This is a genomic window from Flavobacterium psychrolimnae (genome assembly GCF_003312425.1).
Classification (GTDB): domain Bacteria; phylum Bacteroidota; class Bacteroidia; order Flavobacteriales; family Flavobacteriaceae; genus Flavobacterium; species Flavobacterium psychrolimnae.
The window spans coordinates 162,464-182,787 of record NZ_QNUX01000005.1; the positions used below are offsets into that span (position 1 = coordinate 162,464).

General features: G+C 34.7%; 12 protein-coding genes. 2 read left to right on the forward strand and 10 right to left on the reverse strand.

Going from position 1 to position 20,324, the window contains the following annotated elements; translation table 11 throughout:
• Positions 1-11: 11 nt before the first annotated feature.
• Together DR980_RS07260 and DR980_RS07265 are read left to right on the forward strand one after the other, a co-directional pair.
• The gene (locus tag DR980_RS07260) at positions 12-857 is read left to right on the forward strand and encodes a hypothetical protein (RefSeq protein ID WP_113634561.1); all 846 of its coding nucleotides are present in this window, start codon (positions 12-14) and stop codon (positions 855-857) included.
• Between the two features lie 214 nt (positions 858-1,071).
• Positions 1,072-2,166, forward strand: a complete 1,095-nt coding sequence (locus DR980_RS07265) for a PAS domain-containing sensor histidine kinase (RefSeq protein ID WP_113634562.1) — start codon at positions 1,072-1,074, stop codon at positions 2,164-2,166.
• Positions 2,167-2,197: 31 nt separating this feature from the next.
• Here the strand turns inward: DR980_RS07265 and DR980_RS07270 are convergent, their stop codons facing one another.
• The 10 genes from DR980_RS07270 to DR980_RS07315 all read right to left on the reverse strand — a co-directional run bounded on the left by DR980_RS07270 (position 2,198) and on the right by DR980_RS07315 (position 20,276).
• Positions 2,198-3,577 carry a M28 family peptidase gene (locus DR980_RS07270; RefSeq protein WP_113634632.1) on the reverse strand — a complete coding sequence of 460 codons (1,380 nt, stop codon included), beginning with the start codon at positions 3,575-3,577 and terminating at the stop codon, positions 2,198-2,200.
• Between the two features lie 141 nt (positions 3,578-3,718).
• On the reverse strand, positions 3,719-5,815 hold the full coding sequence (locus DR980_RS07275; protein WP_113634563.1) for a glycoside hydrolase family 97 protein: 2,097 nt from the start codon (positions 5,813-5,815) through the stop codon (positions 3,719-3,721).
• A gap of 144 nt (positions 5,816-5,959) precedes the next feature.
• Positions 5,960-8,260 (reverse strand): beta-glucosidase BglX, encoded by a 2,301-nt coding sequence (bglX, locus tag DR980_RS07280; protein WP_113634564.1) that lies wholly within the window; start codon positions 8,258-8,260, stop codon positions 5,960-5,962.
• Positions 8,250-8,963, reverse strand: coding sequence for a carboxylesterase family protein (locus DR980_RS07285; RefSeq protein WP_113634565.1), 714 nt, complete (start codon positions 8,961-8,963; stop codon positions 8,250-8,252). The genes bglX and DR980_RS07285 overlap by 11 nt, the downstream gene beginning before the upstream one ends.
• Before the next feature lie 64 nt (positions 8,964-9,027).
• Positions 9,028-10,014 (reverse strand): LamG domain-containing protein, encoded by a 987-nt coding sequence (locus DR980_RS07290; protein WP_146779226.1) that lies wholly within the window; start codon positions 10,012-10,014, stop codon positions 9,028-9,030.
• A 55-nt stretch (positions 10,015-10,069) separates the two neighbouring features.
• Entirely contained in the window at positions 10,070-11,452 is a 1,383-nt protein-coding gene (locus tag DR980_RS07295) for a glucoamylase family protein (protein WP_113634567.1), read from the reverse strand.
• A gap of 84 nt (positions 11,453-11,536) precedes the next feature.
• Entirely contained in the window at positions 11,537-13,006 is a 1,470-nt protein-coding gene (locus DR980_RS07300) for a RagB/SusD family nutrient uptake outer membrane protein (protein ID WP_113634568.1), read from the reverse strand.
• 4 nt (positions 13,007-13,010) lie between these two features.
• Positions 13,011-15,992: a SusC/RagA family TonB-linked outer membrane protein gene (locus DR980_RS07305; protein WP_113634569.1), complete on the reverse strand. Its 2,982-nt coding sequence runs from the start codon at positions 15,990-15,992 to the stop codon at positions 13,011-13,013.
• A gap of 242 nt (positions 15,993-16,234) precedes the next feature.
• Complete coding sequence (locus tag DR980_RS07310) at positions 16,235-18,979, reverse strand: helix-turn-helix and ligand-binding sensor domain-containing protein (RefSeq protein WP_244199272.1); 2,745 nt, start codon at positions 18,977-18,979, stop codon at positions 16,235-16,237.
• Between the two features lie 97 nt (positions 18,980-19,076).
• Entirely contained in the window at positions 19,077-20,276 is a 1,200-nt protein-coding gene (locus tag DR980_RS07315; protein ID WP_113634571.1) for an acetate/propionate family kinase, read from the reverse strand.
• Positions 20,277-20,324: the final 48 nt, after the last annotated feature.

Genomic DNA, 20,324 nt, shown 5'->3' on the forward strand with positions numbered 1-20,324 from the left:
CCCCAAATTCATTGAAACATTTTTTATTATATTCCGCATTCCTTATTATTTTATTTACCAATAACACAATTGCACAGGAAACTACAGAAATTCAAAATAAATATACCACTCATAACAAAGGGAAATTTTTTATTTCATGGGGAGGAAACAGAGACAGTTACTCCAAATCAGACATCACTTTTCGAGGTAAAGATTACAACTTTACCTTAGAAAATGTTCCAGCGCATGACAAACCAAAAGGTTGGCATGTTGATTATATTAATCCATCCAGAATGACTATTCCTCAAACTAATTTTAGAATGGGATATTTTGTAAGCGATCATTATAGTGTGGCTATTGGTGTGGATCACATGAAATATGTCATGGCTCAAAACAAAGCTGTGGACATCAATGGCTATTATCCAAATCCTGGATCTTACGATGAGCTATTAGCCAATAATCAAGTGCTTTTGACTGAAGAGTTTCTGAAATATGAGCATACCGATGGTTTGAATTATGTGAATACTGAGTTTTCAAGACATGATGATATATCGTCATTATTCAAAATTGAAAATACTGATAAAATTCAAGTCAATTTAACTGAGGGAGTTGGTTTTGGTCTTTTGTATCCAAAAACGAACACAACCTTGTTAGGAAAAGAACGTCATGATGATTTTCATGTTTCCGGTTTTGGAACTTCTTTGAAAGCTGGACTGAATGTTACTTTTTTCAAACACTTTTATATTCAAGGAGAACTTAAAGGAGGTTATATCAACATGCAAGATATACGAACTACACAAAGTACCGAAGATAGTGCCTCACAAGATTTTTTCTTTTTTCAGAGAATAATTGCCTTCGGAGGAATTTTTAGAATTTAATTTATCCTCTATCAAAAATTAAATAAGCTGTCATTTATGATAGCTTTTTTTGTGAATTTGATTTTAAAAAAAATCAAATTCTATAAAATTAACAACTGTTTGATTATTTGATTTTTTTCCTTTTTTTTAAATTTTAATTAGTTAAATTTATCCATCGAATTTACTTGTTTCAAATTACTTAATTTTAATACAATATAATTCCTTAAAATTATAAATGACCAAAAACAACACCACTATATCTTCTTTAAAAACAGACTATCACTTTGATAATTTTTTTAATATCTCAGCTGATTTTATATGTATTGCAGGATTTGATGGCTTTTTTAAAAGAATAAATCCGGCTGTTTCAAAATTATTAGGTTTTACGGAAGAGGAATTATATTCTCGACCAATCAGCAGCTTTGTTTATACACCTGACCTCCAAATTACCATAGAAACCAGAGAACAAGTTTATAAAAACAAACCGCTTTTGAATTTTGAAAACCGCTATTTAACTAAAAGCGGGGAAATTGTCTGGTTATCATGGACATCAATGCCTGTTGAGTCGGAGAAATTAGTGTATGCAATTGCCAAAAACATCACCCATAAAAAAAGAATAGAAGAAGAGCGTAATTTGCTCATTGCAAATTTGACGCAAATCAACAAAGAATTAACTGTTTTATCTCATAAAACATCTCATGATTTAAAGTCTCCCATAAACAATATGCTTTCTGTTTTCAACCTTATTGATGTTTCAAAAATCAATGATCCGGAAACGTTAGAGTTAGTAGAAATTCTTAAATTAACCAGTGAAAATTTAAAACAAACTTTAAATGATTCTATTGATCAATTAGTAGAAAACGAGAGTATTAACACTCAAATTGAAGAAATAAATTTGAATCAATCCCTTAATGAAGTGCTTACTTCAATAAATTCTTTAGTCCGCGATTCAAAAGCAGTTATTAATATTGACTTCTCTGCATTTGATAATGTTACTTTTAACAAAGCGTATATCAAAAGTATTTTTTTGAATTTACTCACTAATTCCATTAAATATTCAAAACCACATCAAGCACCCATTATTACCATCCGATCCAGAAAAGTCAACGGAGTAAATCAATTAATTTTTTCGGATAATGGACTCGGTTTTGACATGGATATAGTTCGAGATAAGATTTTTGGACTGTATGAAAAATTCCATAATAACATAGACAGCAATGGTATTGGATTGTATTTAGTTTACAATCACATCACTAGTTTAGGCGGAAGAATCGCCGTGGAGAGTAAAATAAATGAAGGCGCTACATTCACAATTTCTTTTAAATATTGAGAATTTAGCACCTTCAAGAATAAGTATGTTTTTATTTTGCAATACCGTTTTGATCTATCAAATAAAGTAAAGAAGCCATTGCTGCCGCTCCTAGTTCCAACTCTCTTTTATTGACAGCATCAAAAGTGTCATTGGCAGCATGATGATAATCAAAATAACGCTGAGAATCTGGCTGTAATCCTACCTTTACAATGTGATTGGATTGCAATGGACCAATGTCAACACCGGAATGTCCTTTTACAAATTTATGAATTAAATAAGGTTCGAATAACGTTGCCCAACTACTGATTTTGTTGAAATTAGCTTCATCAGCTTCAATTGAAAAACCTCTTGGAGAAAACCCTCCCGAATCACTTTCTAAAGCAAAAATATGGTTTTCGTTCTTTTTACTGGACTGTGTTTCATATTCTTTTCCGCCTCGAACACCATTTTCTTCGTTCATAAACAATACCACACGCAATGTGTTTTTAGGCTTGTATCCAATATTTTTGAATATATTCAATACTTCCATACTTTGGACACATCCAGCGCCATCGTCATGAGAACCATCTCCAAGATCCCAAGAATCAAGGTGACCTCCAACAACCATTATTCTTTCAGGATGTTCAGAACCAGTCATTTCACCAACAACGTTATAGGATAAAACATCAGCAAATGTTTCACAAGATTGTTTCAAGTAAAAAGTTGCATTGGGATTGGCTTTCAAACTTTTACTCAAAAGTTCGGCACCGTTGGTACTAATAGCAGTTGCTGGAATGCGTTGCTCTTTAGAAATGTCTTCATAATTAGTTGCACCTGTATGCGGAAAATCATCTAATCTTAAGTTCATTGAACGAACAATCACAGCCAAAGCACCTAATTTTCCTGCCTCTCTAGCTCCTGATGATCTCTGGTCCACGCAACCACTGTAGGCCTTAAATGTTTCTACAAACTCAGGATTCATTGGTCTGTTAAAAAAAACTATTTTTCCTTTTACTTTTGCTTCACCAAGTGCGGCTAATTCTTCTAAACTTTTTACTTCTATCACATTGGCATTCAATCCAGCTTTTGGCGTTGCTACAGAACCTCCTAAGGCACAAATTGGGAAAGCAATCTTTTGTTTACCCAATTGTAAATACCCGATTTCCTTTTCGCCACGAACCCATTTTGGCACCATTACTTCCTGAAGATACACTTTGTCTAACCCCAGCGTTTCTAATTGTGCTTTAGTATACAAAACAGCTTTTTCTGCTCCTGTAGAACCTGATAATCGGGAACCAATGGTATTTGATAAATGACCCAGCCAAGGATAACATTTGGCATTAGTTAAGGAAGATTTGTAAATTTCCTTTAAAGTTTGTTCGTCTTTAGTTTGCGCAAATACGGTGATTCCACCAAATAAAAGTGCGGCTAAAACAAATGATTTTTTCATAATAAATTTGGGCTTTTTTTGGTATTCTTCTTTATAATTTTGGTTTTGGTTGCTGTCGCAATTTCGTAATTCCAAACGAATAATTTATATTAGATTCAAAAAAAAATCCTGCAAGTTTAAAGTTCTTGCAGGACATCCTTATTATTTTATCGGTTCAAAACTGATTGCCGTTCCTCCACCCGGAGCCAAATTCAACTTAATTTTTGATTTGCTGGTCACCGTCATCGTTCTTATTTTATAAGCAATTGGATTGTTTTTCCAATCAGCATTTTTAGCATCTTCATAAATGATAGCTTTGTATTTTTTTCCTTTGGTTAAAAATTCTAACTTTATTTCTGATGTTCTGGCATTCTCATCTGTGATTGCTCCTAAAAACCAAGTTTCTTTTCCTTTTGTTTTTCGGGCAACTGTAACATAATCACCTGGTTCCGCTTCTAAATATTTACTTTCATCCCAATCCATTTCAACGTCTTTGATAAATTGAAAAGCATCTGGGTATTTTTCATAATTTTCTAATAAATCAGCCGCCATTTGCAACGGCGAATACATGGTTACATACAAAGCCAATTGTTTAGCAAGAGTAGTGTGAACCTGTTCTGTTTTGTTTTTGTCGTAATAACTCATCTTTACTTCAAAAATTCCCGGCGTGTAATCCATAGGTCCACCCAATTGTCTGGTAAAAGGCAAAATGGTTTCGTGGGCTGGTGGATTTCCAACGCTCCAGGCATTGAATTCATTCCCACGAGCCGCTTCGGCAGCGATATAATTAGGATACGTTCTTCCAAAACCGGTTAGTCTTGACGATTCATGAGAGTTAATCATGATCTTATAATCCGCAGCGCGTTTTACTATAAAATTGAAATGATTCACCATCGATTGTCCATCATGAAACTCGCCACGCGGAATAATTTTACCCACATATCCAGATTTTACTGCTGGATATTCGTATTTTTTCATCAAATCAAAAGCGCGATCTAAATGTCTTTCATAATTACTAACAGAACCAGATGTTTCATGATGCATAATCATTTTAACGTTTTTTTCTTTGGCGTAAGCCGAAAGAGCAGCAATATCAAAATCCGGATACGGCGTTGTAAAATCAAAAACTTCCTCTTTCCAGTTTCCATTCCAATCTTCCCAACCTACATTCCAACCTTCTACCAATACACCATCAAAACCGTTTTTTGCGGCAAAATCAATGTATCGTTTGGTATTTTCGGTAGTAGCACCGTGTTTTCCAGACGCTTTTGGAGCATCAGCAAAATTAGTGGCGTTTTGAGAACCGGCATAATCCCAAGTAGATTTCCCTACGTGCATTTCCCACCAAATTCCAACATATTTCATGGGTTTTATCCAAGAAGTATCTTCTAATTTTGACGGTTCGTTTAGGTTCAAAATCATTTTAGAAGCCACAATATCTCGCGCATCATCGCTAATCATTATGGTTCTCCAAGGCGATACGCAAGGCGTTTGCAAATAGGCTTTGTCACCAATAGCATTCGGAACTAATTCGGCTTTTAATTTATAATTTGTAACATCAGCATTCAAATGCATTACTGGATAATTGACAACCGCAGCTTCAAAAATATTGAGATACAAACCTGATGGCGCTTTCATCATTAAAGGTGTTTGAACCATGTATTTCCCTGGAATCGATTTTACTCCAATTCCGTTGTTCATATTGATTTTGCTATTATCAATTTCAGAAAATTTAGTTTCGTTGTATTCGTATTCATTGCTATCGAAATCTCCGGGAATCCAGAATACTTTGTTGTTTTCAGTTAAATTGAATTGGGTAACCTCATCAGAAATGATAAAATAATTCAACTCCGCTTGTTTTGGAAAATCATATCTGAAAGCAACTCCTTCATCAAAAACTCTAAAAATGACATTCATTTTCACCTTAGTTTCCTTGTTGATAAGCGAAACATTAAGTTCATTATAGTGATTTAAAATACTAGCTTGTTCTCCTAAAACTGGTTTCCAAGATTCGTTGAATCTTGAAGTTTTTGAAGTCAGTATTTCAAAATTTGCATCTAAAGCTGGTTTTTCCTTTAACTTAATACCTAAAGCACTTTCTAAAACGACCGCTTTGTTTTTGTAATTTACGGAATAAAAAGGTTGACCATTTGTTCCTAATTTGAAATTTAAGGCAATTTTACCCGATGGCGACTGAACACTTTGGGCATTGCCAAAATTGAAAAGAAAGAGCAGAAAAAGAGAAAATAAATACTTCATTTTTAGATGATTTTTTTGAATTGATAAAAGTAAATAAAATAGCTGTTTTAGACTGTATGAGTTTTAACAAATACCGTTTTTTTGTTAAAAAAAAACCCTTCAGTAAAAATACTGAAGGGCCGATCATAAATAAACAAACCAAATCTATTTAATCAAATCAAAACTAACTTTTGTGTCCGTGTTCGAATCCGTACCTACAAAAACCTGAAAAGTACCAGGTTCTGCGATAAACTGTAAATCCGAATTATAAAATTTTAATTCTTCGACAGAAATTTCAAAAGTAACCGTTTGTTTTTCTCCTTTTTTAAGGGCAATTTTCTGAAATCCTTTCAACTCTTTTAGCGGTCTTGTAACGGAACCCACTACATCTCTTATGTACAACTGAACTACTTCTTTACCTTCATAATTCCCAGTATTGGTTATATCAACTGTTACTTTTACTTTTTCATTGAAGTTCATTTTATCAGATGAAATTTTCAAATTCGAGTAATCGAATGTGGTGTAACTCAATCCAAAACCAAACGGATATAAAGGTTCATTTCTTTCGTCGATATAATTAGATCTGAATTTTTCGAACTTACCTTCTTTATTCCCTAACGGTCTTCCCGTATTTTTTTGATTGTAATAAATAGGTACTTGACCAACGCTTCTTGGGAACGTAGCCGTTAATTTTCCGGAAGGATTTTCATTTCCAAACAAAACATCAGCAATAGCACTTCCCGCTTCACTTCCTGCAAACCAAGTATTCAAAATAGCCGGAACTGTTTCGTTTTCTTGCACCAAAACCAACGGACGTCCTGTAAATAAAACTAACACAACCGGTTTTCCTGTTTTTAATAAGGCTTGTAACAAGTCTTTTTGTGCTTGCGGAATCTCTAAGTTCGTTCTGCTGCTGCTTTCTCCAGACATCTCTGCTGATTCACCTAGAGCTGCTACAATAACATCCGATTGATTAGCAATTTTTAAGGCTTCTGCCAATAATTCTTCCGAAGTTCTGGTATCACGGTGTAAGGTTTTCCCAAACATAGTTGCTTTTTCTTCGAAAGCAGCATCATAATCCAAATTGCTCCCTTTGGCGTAAAGCACTTTCGTATCCTTCCCAGCCACTTCTTGGATTCCTGCTACTAATGAAATGGATTTATCCATATTAGTAGCCACACTCCAAGTTCCTGCCATATTTTCTTTGGCATCAGCCAATGGTCCGATTAAAGCAATCGTCCCTGATTTTTTCAAAGGAAGTAACTGATTGTTATTTTTTAACAATACTAACGATTGTGCTGCAATTGCTCGTGCTTCGGCTCTGTGGTTTTTTGTGAAAATTTCTGTTTTCGCTCTATTTTCATCACAATATTTGTACGGATCATGGAACAATCCCAAATCATATTTCGCATTCAAAATAAGACGGGTTGCATTATCGATTTGTTCAATAGTTACCTTACCTTCTTCTACTGATTTTTTTAACGTTGTTAAGAAACCCTCGCCCACCATATCCATTTCAATTCCGGCATTCAAAGCCAATGCAGAAACGGTTTGCAAATCGCCCATTCCGTGTTCAATCATTTCCGGAATTCCGGTAAAATCAGTTACGACAAAACCTTTAAATCCCCATTGTTTTCTTAAAACATCGGTCATTAACCATTTATTTCCAGTAGCGGGAATTCCATCAATTTCATTGAAAGACGCCATTACTGAACCCACTCCTGCATCGATAGCCGCTTTGTAAGGCGGAAAATAATCGTTATACATTTTTATTCGGCTCATATCTACCGTATTATAATCACGTCCAGCTTCTGGCGCGCCATACAAAGCAAAATGTTTTACACACGATAAAATGGTATTGTTTTTTGACAAATCATTTTGCTGGTAGCCATTCACCATTGCTTTTGCAATTTCGCTTCCCAAAAACGGATCTTCACCTGAACCTTCAGAAACTCTTCCCCAACGTGGATCACGAGAAATATCCACCATCGGCGAAAACGTCCAGTTGATTCCATCGGCACTTGCTTCTTTGGCGGCGATTTGGGCAGAGCGTTCAATTAGTTTCATGTCCCAAGTAGCTGACAATCCCAGTGGAATAGGAAAAGTCGTTTCGTAACCGTGAATGACATCCATACCGAAAAGTAACGGAATTTTCAATCGGCTTTTTTCAACAGCAATTTTCTGTACTTCTTTTATTTTCTGAACTGATTTAATATTGAATAAACCACCTACTTTACCATCTTCGATATTCTTAGCCACATTCGAACTACTGGCAGCACCGGTAGTAATATCACCTGAAGTTGGTAAATTTAATTGTCCAATTTTCTCTTCCAAAGTCATTTTCGAAAGTAACTCTGCTACGAATTCTGTTTTCGGTTTAATTTTAACCTCCTTTTTAGATGTCTTTTTTTGACTGTAGCCAAAAAGCGAAATTCCAAAAAGTAGTATGATCAATTTAATTTTCATTTTGTCTGTTTTTTATTTGTTTGAACATCCAATCATAAATTTCTTGGTTGTCATATACTCGTGACCAACTGTCGTGATTGGCATCATCAAAAATTGTCAACGCCACATTAGTATTACAGGTTTTTAATTTTTTATACATCGCAATCGAATACTCTACATTTACGACATCGTCCAGTAATCCATGAAAAATCCGAGTTGGAATGGTTGCGATTTTACAATTTTCAATCATTGGAATTCTATCTACATATCCTGCAATAGGCACCAAAGCAGCAAAGGTTTCAGGATGTGCAACAACTAGATTCCAAGCGCCCCAAGCTCCCATACTGAGACCTGTGAGATAAATTCTATTACTGTCTATGTTATTTTCTTTCTGGATTTTTAAAATCAAACGATACAATACTTCCTCATTCCAATATTCATTTTCCGGACATTGCGGTGCCAAAACATACGCGTCTAATTCGTGATTCTTTAAATACTTGAAGGGCCCATGCTCTTTTACTTTTTCGATATCGGTTCCTTTTTCACCAGAACCATGAAGAAAAACAATCAGTGGCTTTTTATCTTTTGTAATCTTCGGAATATGTAAAGCGTACGCTAATTCAAGTTTTTGAACGATTTCGGTTTTTAAGGTACCAATTACATCATTTTGTGAAAACGAAAATTGGGTTGCCATCAGGAAAAGAAAAATAAGCTTTGGATTCATTAGAAAAGAATTAAAAAAACAGATTGCTTTTAAAAAGGAGCAATCTGTTTTACTTTATGAATTATTATCTGTTTGTTTTTTCCAATTTATAAAGAGCAACTACTTCGCTTGCGTTTAAAGCTGATTTATAAATTCTCATTTCGTCCAGCAATCCGGCATAATCAGTAGCCCAACCTTCGTCTCCGTGTGTAGTTGTTAACGATGGTGAAGTACTAAATTGATTAGATCCAATCACTACTTGTGATAAATTTGGAGTTGCAAAAACCAATGCACCGTATAAAGGAGCGTTGTTAGGATTTCCATTGCTTCCGTCAGGACCACCAGGATTATCGCCGTAAAGAACACAAGAACCAGTTACATCAGTAAAAGGACCATAAGGTGTTCCGTAAATACTGGTTGTTCCTTTTTCTCCGTTTTTATAAACGGTGTATCTCGAAGTTACAGCATCATAGGTTAAAACTACTTGAATCCAAGTATCAATTGCTCCGTCAATATTAAAAATTGGACCTTGTCCTCCCCAAGCCACTCTTTTATTTTCAATTCCCATTTTCAAACGAAGAGTATTAGGTCTTGCATTATCAGGATTTTCCAGAAACAAGTTTAATCCTCCCCAAAAACCCGCTGGATTTACTAAAGAAAATATTCCTTGAATCCCTTTTCCTTGTCCCGGAGCACCACCATCAGGAACGGTTTGTCCGGATTTCATCCAAAAACTGAAACTAAAACTACTTAACGCACCCACAGCAGTTGCATTATTGTAAACTGCATAACGTTCCTGTGCGTTAGACCCTTGAAAAGCCTGTCCTTTAATCCCTTCGGTATAAGCTACATTTTTTCCAGTTCCGGTAAGTCCGCCTTTTGTATCAGCAATGCTATTGTCGAAACTCCATTTTGCAACTAAATTTTCTGCATTTACATCATCAGATGTATTGTAAGAACCTATTGGAGGATATTCTAATGGCTCATTACTGTCGACATTATCTGAGCAACTTGTCAATAACTGCATTGAAAACACAGTAGTCAGACAAAATATTTTTATACTATTTTTCATGTTTTATATTTTATTAATTACAAATAATTATTAGTATTTCTTTGGATGAATTTGGTTAAAAACCATATTTACCAGAATGAAAACCAAGATTAATCAAACCTTGTTTTACCTCCGGAGCATTCATGAACAACTGCCACAATAAACCTGTACGATAATTCTCCAACATAACCATTTCTGGTCCTTGGTCTATCGCCAAATAACGTTGTGCTGTCCATTGATAATGCTGACTGTGTGCGTCATAAAATCCCGCTACACCCCAAGTTTCCGTTTTATAATTTTCATATAAATTACGGATGAATGCTTTACTTTCCAGTGGAGTATACACTATCGAGCTTATCGCAGCCGTTGGTGAAATAACGCCTTTATCATTGCTTGGCATGTGCGCATCATAACCTATAGAGCCATCGCCATTACGAGAATACGAAGCTGTCAATCCCCAATAATTAGCACCATATCCTTTGAAACTTTTTGGATTAGCCACAGCATATAAGTAATTGATTTTAGTATGATTGGAATTCAACTCCCAATAATTAGCATATTTGTCCGACAATTGATTTGGATCTAAACCTAAATAAGAATAATGAGCCCAAAATAAAGGTCCACCAAATTCTTCGGCACCATTGTGTTTTAAAATCAAAGGGAGATTGTATTTCGTTTTGGCTGAAACGATGCCGCCACTTCTTGCCCAACCTTCGTGATACGCTGCTGGAGCAATTGCATGTGTTGGCGAAGCCGCTGCCATGACATACGTAATCAAACATTCATTATAGCCTTCCAGTGGGAAATTCATTTCCCAATTGTAATTTGGAGACCAATGCCAGAATAACTTATTTTGATTGTTAGTGTACCATTGCCAGTCCACTCCTTTCCATAACGCATCGAATTTTTGGGCTACTGCCTTTTCTTCGGTTGTTCCGTTTTTAAAGTATTCGCGAACAGTTATCATTCCGGCTACTAGAAAAGAAGTTTCTACTAAATCACCTCCATTATCTTTAGTTCCAAAAGGAATTACACGACCTGTAGTACCGTTAATCCAATGTGGCCATGCACCGTGAAAACGCTCTGCAGTGTTCAAAAAATTAGCAATTTTGTTTAAACGGTCTGCTCCTTGTGCTTTTGAAATATAACCACGAGACATTCCTGAAACAATCGCCATAAGTCCAAAACCAGAACCACCTGTAGTAACAATATTTTGATCAAATGAAGGATCCTGAGGAATATATCGCTCTCTGGCCATACCTGAATTTGACTCAGCATAATCCCAAAAATAAGCGAAGGTTTGTTTTTGAACTACATCTAACAATTCATCATCCGTTAATTTTACAACTGGAGGAACAGTAACTGGCGGTGTAACTACGGGACCATTATCTGTGCTTGGTGAAGAAGAATCACAACCAAGAAACGTAAAGAGCATAAATAAAGCTGAAAATTTAATCATTTTTAGATTTTTTATGTGTTTATCCTTCCCTCTAACTCCTTCCTGAAATACATCAGGAAAGAGAAAAGGTGCTGGATTTTTTAATTAATATCCTGGATTTTGTGTCGCTTTTCCATTAGCTTGTGTGATGAATTTTTGAGGAATAGGAAATAATTCATGTTTTCCTTCTACAAAAGTTTTTCCATCAGCCGCCATAACTGATTTTGCTTGACCTGTTCTAACGATATCAAACCATCTGTCATGCTCAAAAGCCAATTCATGTCTTCTTTCTGCTCTAATAGCAGCTCTTAAAGCCACTTGTCCAACAGCGGTTGTATTGGCTAAACCGGCTCTGTTTCTGACTCTGTTTAAAGGTCCGGTTACATCACCAGTACCGCTTTCATTTGCTGCTTCAGCTTGCATTAACAATACTTCAGCAAAACGCAGTACACGAATGTTTTTAGTAGTTTCCCAATCACCATTGAATGTTTCTTTGGTATTACTTACATACGCTTTTTCATTATATCTCGGATTAGCAACAAGCGGAGAAACCACTCTGCCGTCCCACATGGTCTCGCCAGCAAAAACAATTGTAGCGTCTCTTCTTACATCGCCTGCTTCATACGAATTAGCTAAACTTGCAGTTGGTGTATTGAAACCCCAACCCCAGCCACTTGTTCCTCTGGCTCCTTGAGAAACCATATACCCTTCAATCCCTTGAGATGGATTTCCTCCGTAACCACGGATTTCAAAAATAGATTCAACACTATCTTCTCCAACTTCTCTCCAAATTGTAGCATAATCGGTAACTAAATTATATCCTGTTACAGCAGCACATTGGTCTTTGACACCTTGCCAATTACCTTGGTACAAATATACTTTAGCTAATAAAGCGTGAGCAGCGCCTTTTGTAGCTCTTCCCAAATCAGAAATTGCGTAACCTGATTTCTCAGGAAGTGCCGCAATTGCCGCTAACAAATCTGTTTCAATGAATTTATATACTTCTTCTTTCGATTTGCGTATTAATGTCATATCCGTATCTTCAGCTGATGATGGTACCGGAACATGATCCACAATTGGCACACCACCATAACATCTTACCAAATTAAAATACATTAGAGCACGAAGAAATTTAGCTTCACCTGTTAATCGAGCCACAACAGCGGCATCCGCTTTGTCTAATCTCGGAAGGTAGTTTAGGGCAATATTGGCCTTACTTATCCCTTGATAATTAGTTTCAAAAACTTCTTGGACGGATAACGAAGTAGCATCTAAAGTCAGTGCATCACATTTGTCTTTATCTGTTCCTGAATCTCCTGGATCTGATCCTTTATCAGCATCATCTGAAGTCATACTGGTTAATCCGTTCCATGAGAAAGAACTCGCACTAAAACTCAAAGCGTTGCTGTAAATAGCCGTGACAAAGCTTTTTGCTCCATCATTATTATTATAAATCGTTAATAAATCGGCTTCGGCTATGTTTTCTGTCGGAGCGACTTCTATAAAATCATTGGAACAATTAGTGGAAAGCAGCGCTACAGCCACTAAAGTTAAGGGTATAAATATTCTTTTCATCTTATTAAAATTTTACGTTAGCACCAATAATGAATGAACTCAATGTAGGATAAGCATCTAACTCAATTCCTTGCAGTCCCATTGGATCACCATCATTATTCAATTCTGGAGAATATCCAGTGAATTTTTGAGATATAAATGGATTTATTGCACTTGCATAAATACGAACTGCAGAAACAGAATTTGTTATTTTAGGTAATGTATATCCTAAAGTAATGTTGTTTACTCTAAGGAAAGCCCCTGATTCTAAATAGTAATCTGAAGATAACGGAACTGAATTAAACGGTGCCGGATTTCCAGCGGTAGTATTTGTTGGTGTCCAAAAATCCGTAGCAATACTTGCTTCAATATTTTCGTTACCAAAACGTTGTGCTTTTTTACCGTTATATACTTTGTTTCCGCCCACTCCGTAAGCATCTACTGAAAAATCAATGTTTTTGTATTCAAAACCTAAGTTCATACCATAATAATATGTTGGTAATGAAGATCCAAAGAATTTTCTGTCTGTTTCCACTGGATTAGAAGTAATTCCGCCGTCTTTATCAAAATAAGTAAAATTACCATTTGCATCGTAACCTGCTACCTCAAACAAATAGAAACTTCCTAAAGGTTCTCCTACTTCCAATCGTTTTGTAAACTGTCCGTTATTAATGGAACCTCCATTTTGTCTAATTGCTAATGGATTATATACTTTTGAAACTTCATTTTTATTATTCGAATAATTGGCACCAATCCAATATTTTAAATCATCATTGATGTTATCATCCCAACGCAAAGAAACTTCATATCCAGTATTAGAGATTTCACCGGCATGAGCTGGAGTAGCCCCTGTACCTACAGTAAGAGGTGGTGTAACATTAAGAATTACATTAGATGTATTTTTATCATACCAATCAAAAGATCCTGATAATTTATTTTCTATTGCTTTAAAGTCTAAACCAACAGAAGTCTCATCCGTAATTTCCCAACCTAAAGTAGGGTCAATAAATGCACCAATAGTAGTTCCTGAATATAGTGAACCTCCAAAATCATATCCTAAACCAGCACCTGAAGAAAAAGTTTGTTGATTAATAGGAACATTTTGATTTCCAAGTCTTCCCCAACCACCACGTAGTTTTAAGAAATTAATTGTTTCGCTTTCCGCCAAGAAATTTTCCTTAGAAAGTACCCATCCTAAACCAAATGAAGGGAAATTACCCCATTTATTATCGGAACCAAATTGTGAAGAACCATCTCTACGAATCGTACCCGTGAAAAGGTATTTTTCCATTAATGTATATTGGAATCGAGCAAAATACCCAATTAAATTCCTTTGATTTCCAATAACGTGTCGTGTTACAAGATTATTAGATGGAGCGCTAGACTGATTTAAACTCCAATAGTTAGAGTTTTCAGGTACGTTTCTACCTCTTACTTCTAATTCTTCACGGCTTCCAAATTCTTGAGCTGACATACCTAATGTTACTTCAACATCGTGAATATCGGCAAACTTTTTATTGTACGTCAAGAAATTATCAAAGTTCCAATTAAAGTAATCACTTCTTCCTGTTACCAATTCATTTATTGGCTCTGAAGCCGAGTAATTAGCTACATCTCTGGAAGGATCTGCGGCCAACCACAATTCACGTGTAGGTGTGTAAGAAAACCTTTTGAAAGTGTTGTACTCCACTCCAACTCTTGACGTGAATTTCAATTCTTCAAAAATTTTGTATTCCAATCCAATACTTCCCTGTAACAACAGATTTTTTTGTTCCTCCGTAAAATAGTTTAACTGAGCCACTGGATTACCTACGTTATTAAACAAAGATCCAGTAGTTGATGCTTGTCCATCAGCACCAATAATTGGCATTCCCCATCTTCCATTGTCATATCGTACTGGTACCAATGGTGATTGTTTGTAAGCCGAAGTAAAAGCAGATAATGGTTTTGGTGTAGACTTAGAGATTGAACCACTTAAAGTTTGTGTGATTTTTAATTTATCCGAAAGCTTGTAGTCGTTATTATTTCTAAAAGTAAAACGATTAAAATCCAATCCGTCTAAAACACCTTTTTCGTCATAATAGTTCAAACTGAATAAATAATTGATTTTGTCAGAAGCGCCAGAAATTGATAAGTTATTAGAAGAATACATTCCTAATCTTGTGATTTCATCAAACCAATTCGTATTATAACGTTGATCTGTTGAGAATCTTGTGTTTTGTTCTGCCACATCAGAGTAATAAGCAAAACGGTTAGAACCAGCCATTTTAACTGTTTTTAGTGGCGTACGAACACCATAAAAACCATCATATTCAACTGTAGTTTTGTCTCCTTTTCCTTTTTTAGTAGTAATAATTACAACTCCATTAGCCGCTTGATTACCGTAAATTGCTAATGATGACGCATCTTTTAAGATATCAAATGATGCAATATCATTGGAATTCAAATTATTAATATTCTTTGTAGGAATACCATCCACAACAAATAATGGCGTTCTGTCAGCACCATATGTACCAATACCTCTAATGATTAATGAAGGAGCGCTTCCAGGCACATCAGTCCCTATAACCTGAACACCGGCCGCTTTTCCCTGAATCGCTTGTGTAGCATTCAGTACTTTAGTTTTAGTGATATCCGTTGCGGAAAGTTGCGAAATTGACCCTGTATTGTCTGATTTTTTTCGAGAACCATAACCAATGATTACCACTTCTTTCAATTCAGTGTCTTTCGATTCATTCAAGGTTACACTCATTACATTCGCAGTTGCAGGTATCGACAAAGCATCAAAACCTACCATGCTAATTTTTAATATTTCACCTACTTTGGCATTGATAATAAAATTACCGTCAAAGTCGGTATCTGCAGAAGTTTTAGAATCATCTGCAATTATCATGGCTCCTGGGATCCCAATTCCACTTTTATCCAGTACTTTTCCCTTAATTACTTGCCCAGACATATATGCCGGAAGTAAAATGAGTGCTAAAAAGCTAAAAATAAAATTTCTCATATAATAATGATTTGTTAAAGTTAGTGGAGCCAAAGTAATTAATTACAACGTTATAGTTGCTAAAACAGAAATACTACATGAATACATCAAAACAGTAAAATAAGATTCTAAATCTATGTATTACTACTAATAAGAGTGCTTATGAGATAGCGCACTACATCTATATGATGTAGTAATGATGTGTTGTAATTCCGTAATAAATACACTGAAATAATAAATTATCTATAAAAAATAAAGTGAATTTATACAGTTAATAAAAATTTAGAGAGATTCTCATCCTGAACAAGGTTTAATTTCTTTCTTAATCGATAACGATGTAGTTCCACTCCTCTAAAAGAAATATTCATCATGGGTGCAATTTCTTTAGAAGAAAGATTCATTTTTAAGTAAATGCAAAGCTTAATATCCTTCGAAGTAAGGTTGGGGAATTTTTTAGATAAGTTAATTATAAATTCATTGTGGATTTGATTCAAATTTGTTTCAAATGTTTCCCACTCATGTTTATTAACGGCGTTGATTTTTATAGCTTTTTTAATTTCACTTTTCAGTTTATTAAAATCCATATCAGAATCCAGAATACTTTGTATATTTTCAATCATTTCACTTTGTTTCGCTATCGAAAGTGATTTGCCTGCAACCTCAGAGGATTTGGTTTGAAGTTCCAGCTCCAAAATGTGTTTTTGATACTCCTGAATGTTCAATTCATTTTCAGCTTTCAATTCCATTTCCAGAATTTTCTTTTGATGCTTTAATTCTTCATCACGCAATTCCAGTTTCTGAATGTATCGCATTTTATTCCATTTGTAATACAGGTACAATATCACTCCTATTACAATAAAGTACAATAAAATCATCCAAGGAGAAAAATACCACGGTTTTGAAACCAAAAATTGGAAACTGGAAACTTTATCGTAGTTCAGTCCATCGTGAAGATAAACGGTAATCTCATTAGAACCGCTATTCAAGTTATTCAAAATAATCAAACCTTCCTTAACAGGAATAAATTCTTTGAGCCCATTTACTTTATAAAATAAATTAGGCCTGGTGGCACCAAAAACGCCCGACAGTATATGAATACGAAGTTCCGTATTATAGGGAATTTTCGAGTTGTTTTTGATTAAATTATTATTTACAAAAGCTTCTACGTTTATATTTGATGCTTTTTTATTCGCATAATTTAGTTGCAAGGAGATAAAACCATCATCTAGGTTCAACAAATAGTTCTCATTATTCTTAAACACTTTTAAATTATCATTGATTATTTTTCCCTTATAATATTTCTCTTGAATAATATTGCGGATGAATTTATTCTCGTTTGCATAAATATGATACAAAAGTCCTTCTTGCAGTATCAAAAAATGATTTTCATCAATAGAAACAATATTTGATGCATTTTTAAAATTATTATTGAACAATTCATTTTGTTCTAATAGATTGGTGATTGAATTATAGGTATAAAAAGATTTATTAATTAAAAATAAGACCTCATTTCTAAACTCAAAAATCTTCACCCCAAAATCATTCTTTATTTTACTTAGTTGGGTAACGTTTTTGATACTCGTTGTTTCGTATGCATCATTATACAGGATTCGATACAAACCTCTATTATTATCCGCAGCCCATATTTCGTTTTTCCTGTTTTGCGCAACGTATTTTATAGGCTTCAATATTCCTTTTAAAATTATCTTTTGATTCAAATCATTCGTATCATTATAAATAATTACACCGCTGTACGTAGCTTGCAAATACGAATTATTAATACTGCTTTTGGCTAAATTCCAACCTCCGTTTATAATACTTAATTTAGAGAACAATCCATTATCATAAATGAAAGTTCCTTCGTTATGACCTATGAGGTATTTGTTATTTATTTTACTGATGTTCCATGCTTGTCCTTGCGTATTAGGAATTAACGAAAGAACCTTATCTTCATATTTAAAAACACCATGATTCGAAGCCATTAAATAACCTTTTGAAGTACTCGCAACGGAATAAACGGAACCTAAAATTCCTGAATTATCATAAAAAATAGAAATTGGAGAATTAACTTCGATATGAGCAATTCCGTTGTCTAAACCCAACCAAAGATCATTTTCTTTGTCCAAGCCAATACTCAAAATAGAATTATTCATCAATACATTATTTCGATTGATGTTTTTGTAAGTACCTGAATTCAAATCAAAAATGTAAACTCCTTTATTTGCCGTACCTATAATTAATTTATTGTTTTTAATGAATTTAGCAACATTGATATTGGCGGCTTTCAGAATAGTATTTAATGGACTCTGCCATTCTTTCAACGCGCCATTTTCTTCGACATAAACCCCATTTTTTTTAGTAAAAAAATAGGTTTTATTTTGGTGTTTTTCGATTGCATGAATGACGTTATTCTCTAAAACGGACCATCCCTCAATCTTTTCAAACTTGGAATTCTTCATTTTATAAACTCCATTTTCTACCGAAGCCACTAATAACTCCTTACCAACCGGAAAACAGTAAGAAACCAGAAAATCAAACTTGCTTTTCTTAATTATTTTTCCATTATATTGAAAAAGCCCGTTAAAAGACTGGAAATAAATTTTACCGTTAAATTTAAATATCTTCCAAACCTCCTCATTATCACTTTCATCAAAAACCTTAGTGGTATCAGAAATAGAAACATAAATCATCTTCCCATTTTTTCGATACCAATAGCCGAATTCTTTGTAAGAACCGGAATAAATCCTGTCACCATCCACCATTATAGAACGAATTATGGTTTTGTTAGGCAGCGAATATTTTTCCCATTTCACGCCATCATAACGCAATAAATAATAATTATTGGCAAAATACATCGCATTATCATTCCCTTGCGCTACATTCCAAATTTGATTATCCCCTTGATAATCAGATTTATTGTAATTCTCTACAAAAGGAAGTAACTCCTGCGCATACAGTTGAAATGAGATAAGATAGAATAGGATTATTGTTGTAATTCTTGCTTTCAAAATGTGGTGTTTAGTATCCAAATATAATTAGATTTATTAAATAAAAAGCATAAAAAAAGCCTCTGAATACAGAAGCTCCTTTGGGTTAGCTATTTTCTTAATTTGTCAATAATTCAAACACTTGATTGGCAATTTCAATCTCTTCATTGGTAGGAATAACTAATATTTTGGTTTTGGATTCCAATGTATTGATTTCCCGAATTTCTTTCGAACGAATTTCATTTTTGGATGCATCCAATTCTATTCCGAAATAATCCATATCAGTACACACTAATTTCCGGATATACGAAGAATTTTCTCCGATCCCGGCTGTAAAAATAATGGCATCTAATCCGTTTAAAACAGCCGTATAAGAACCAATATATTTCTTTATTCGGTACGCATTCATCGCCAAAGCCAATTGACAATCTTCATTTCCGTTCTCCGCATTGGCTTCAATATCCCGTAAATCGCTGTAACCGGTAAGCCCTAACATTCCGCTTTGTTTTTGCAACATTGTATTCACGGCTTCAAGCGAATAACCCAGCGTGTTTACCAAATAAAATATGACGGATTGATCAACATCTCCGCTTCGGGTTCCCATAATCAAACCGTTCATTGGACCAAAACCCAATGTATGATCAATACTTTTCCCGTCTTTTATAGCAGTCATGCTGCAACCATTTCCTAAATGTATAGTAATAATTTTTGATCCTTTATTCTTTGAATTTTGCTCCAAATAATGAATCGCATTTTCCGAAACATATTTATGACTCGTACCGTGAAATCCATAAACACGAATCTTATTTTCCGTCAAAAGATAATTTGGAACCGCATATTTATGCGCCACAACCGGAATCGTTTGGTGAAAAGCCGTATCAAAAACAGCCACTTGTTGTGCTGAACTAAAAATCTCTTCGGCAACATTTATTCCTTCTAAATTCGCGGGATTATGCAAAGGCGCTAATTCAAATAGCTGCCTGATTTTGTCTTTAACTTCACTCGTAATAATTACCGTATTCGAAAAAGAACTTCCGCCATGAACCACTCGATGCCCAACAGCATCTATTTCTTCAGTGCTTGTAATAACCCCGACTTTTTCATCCATCAATAAAGTGGCAATTTTTTCTAAACCTATTTTATGGTTCGCAATAGGCAACATTTCTTCTAATTTAGTCGTATCCGTCGCGTACGTAAAGTTTGAAGTTTCAAGTCCTATTCTGTCAATCATCCCGGAGCAAATTACTTCATTCGCCGGCATGTTAATCAATTGGTATTTTATAGAGGAACTTCCTGAGTTTATAATTACTATTTTCATTTAAATTATATTAAAAGATTAAAAAATTGAAGTAGTAAAAGATTAATT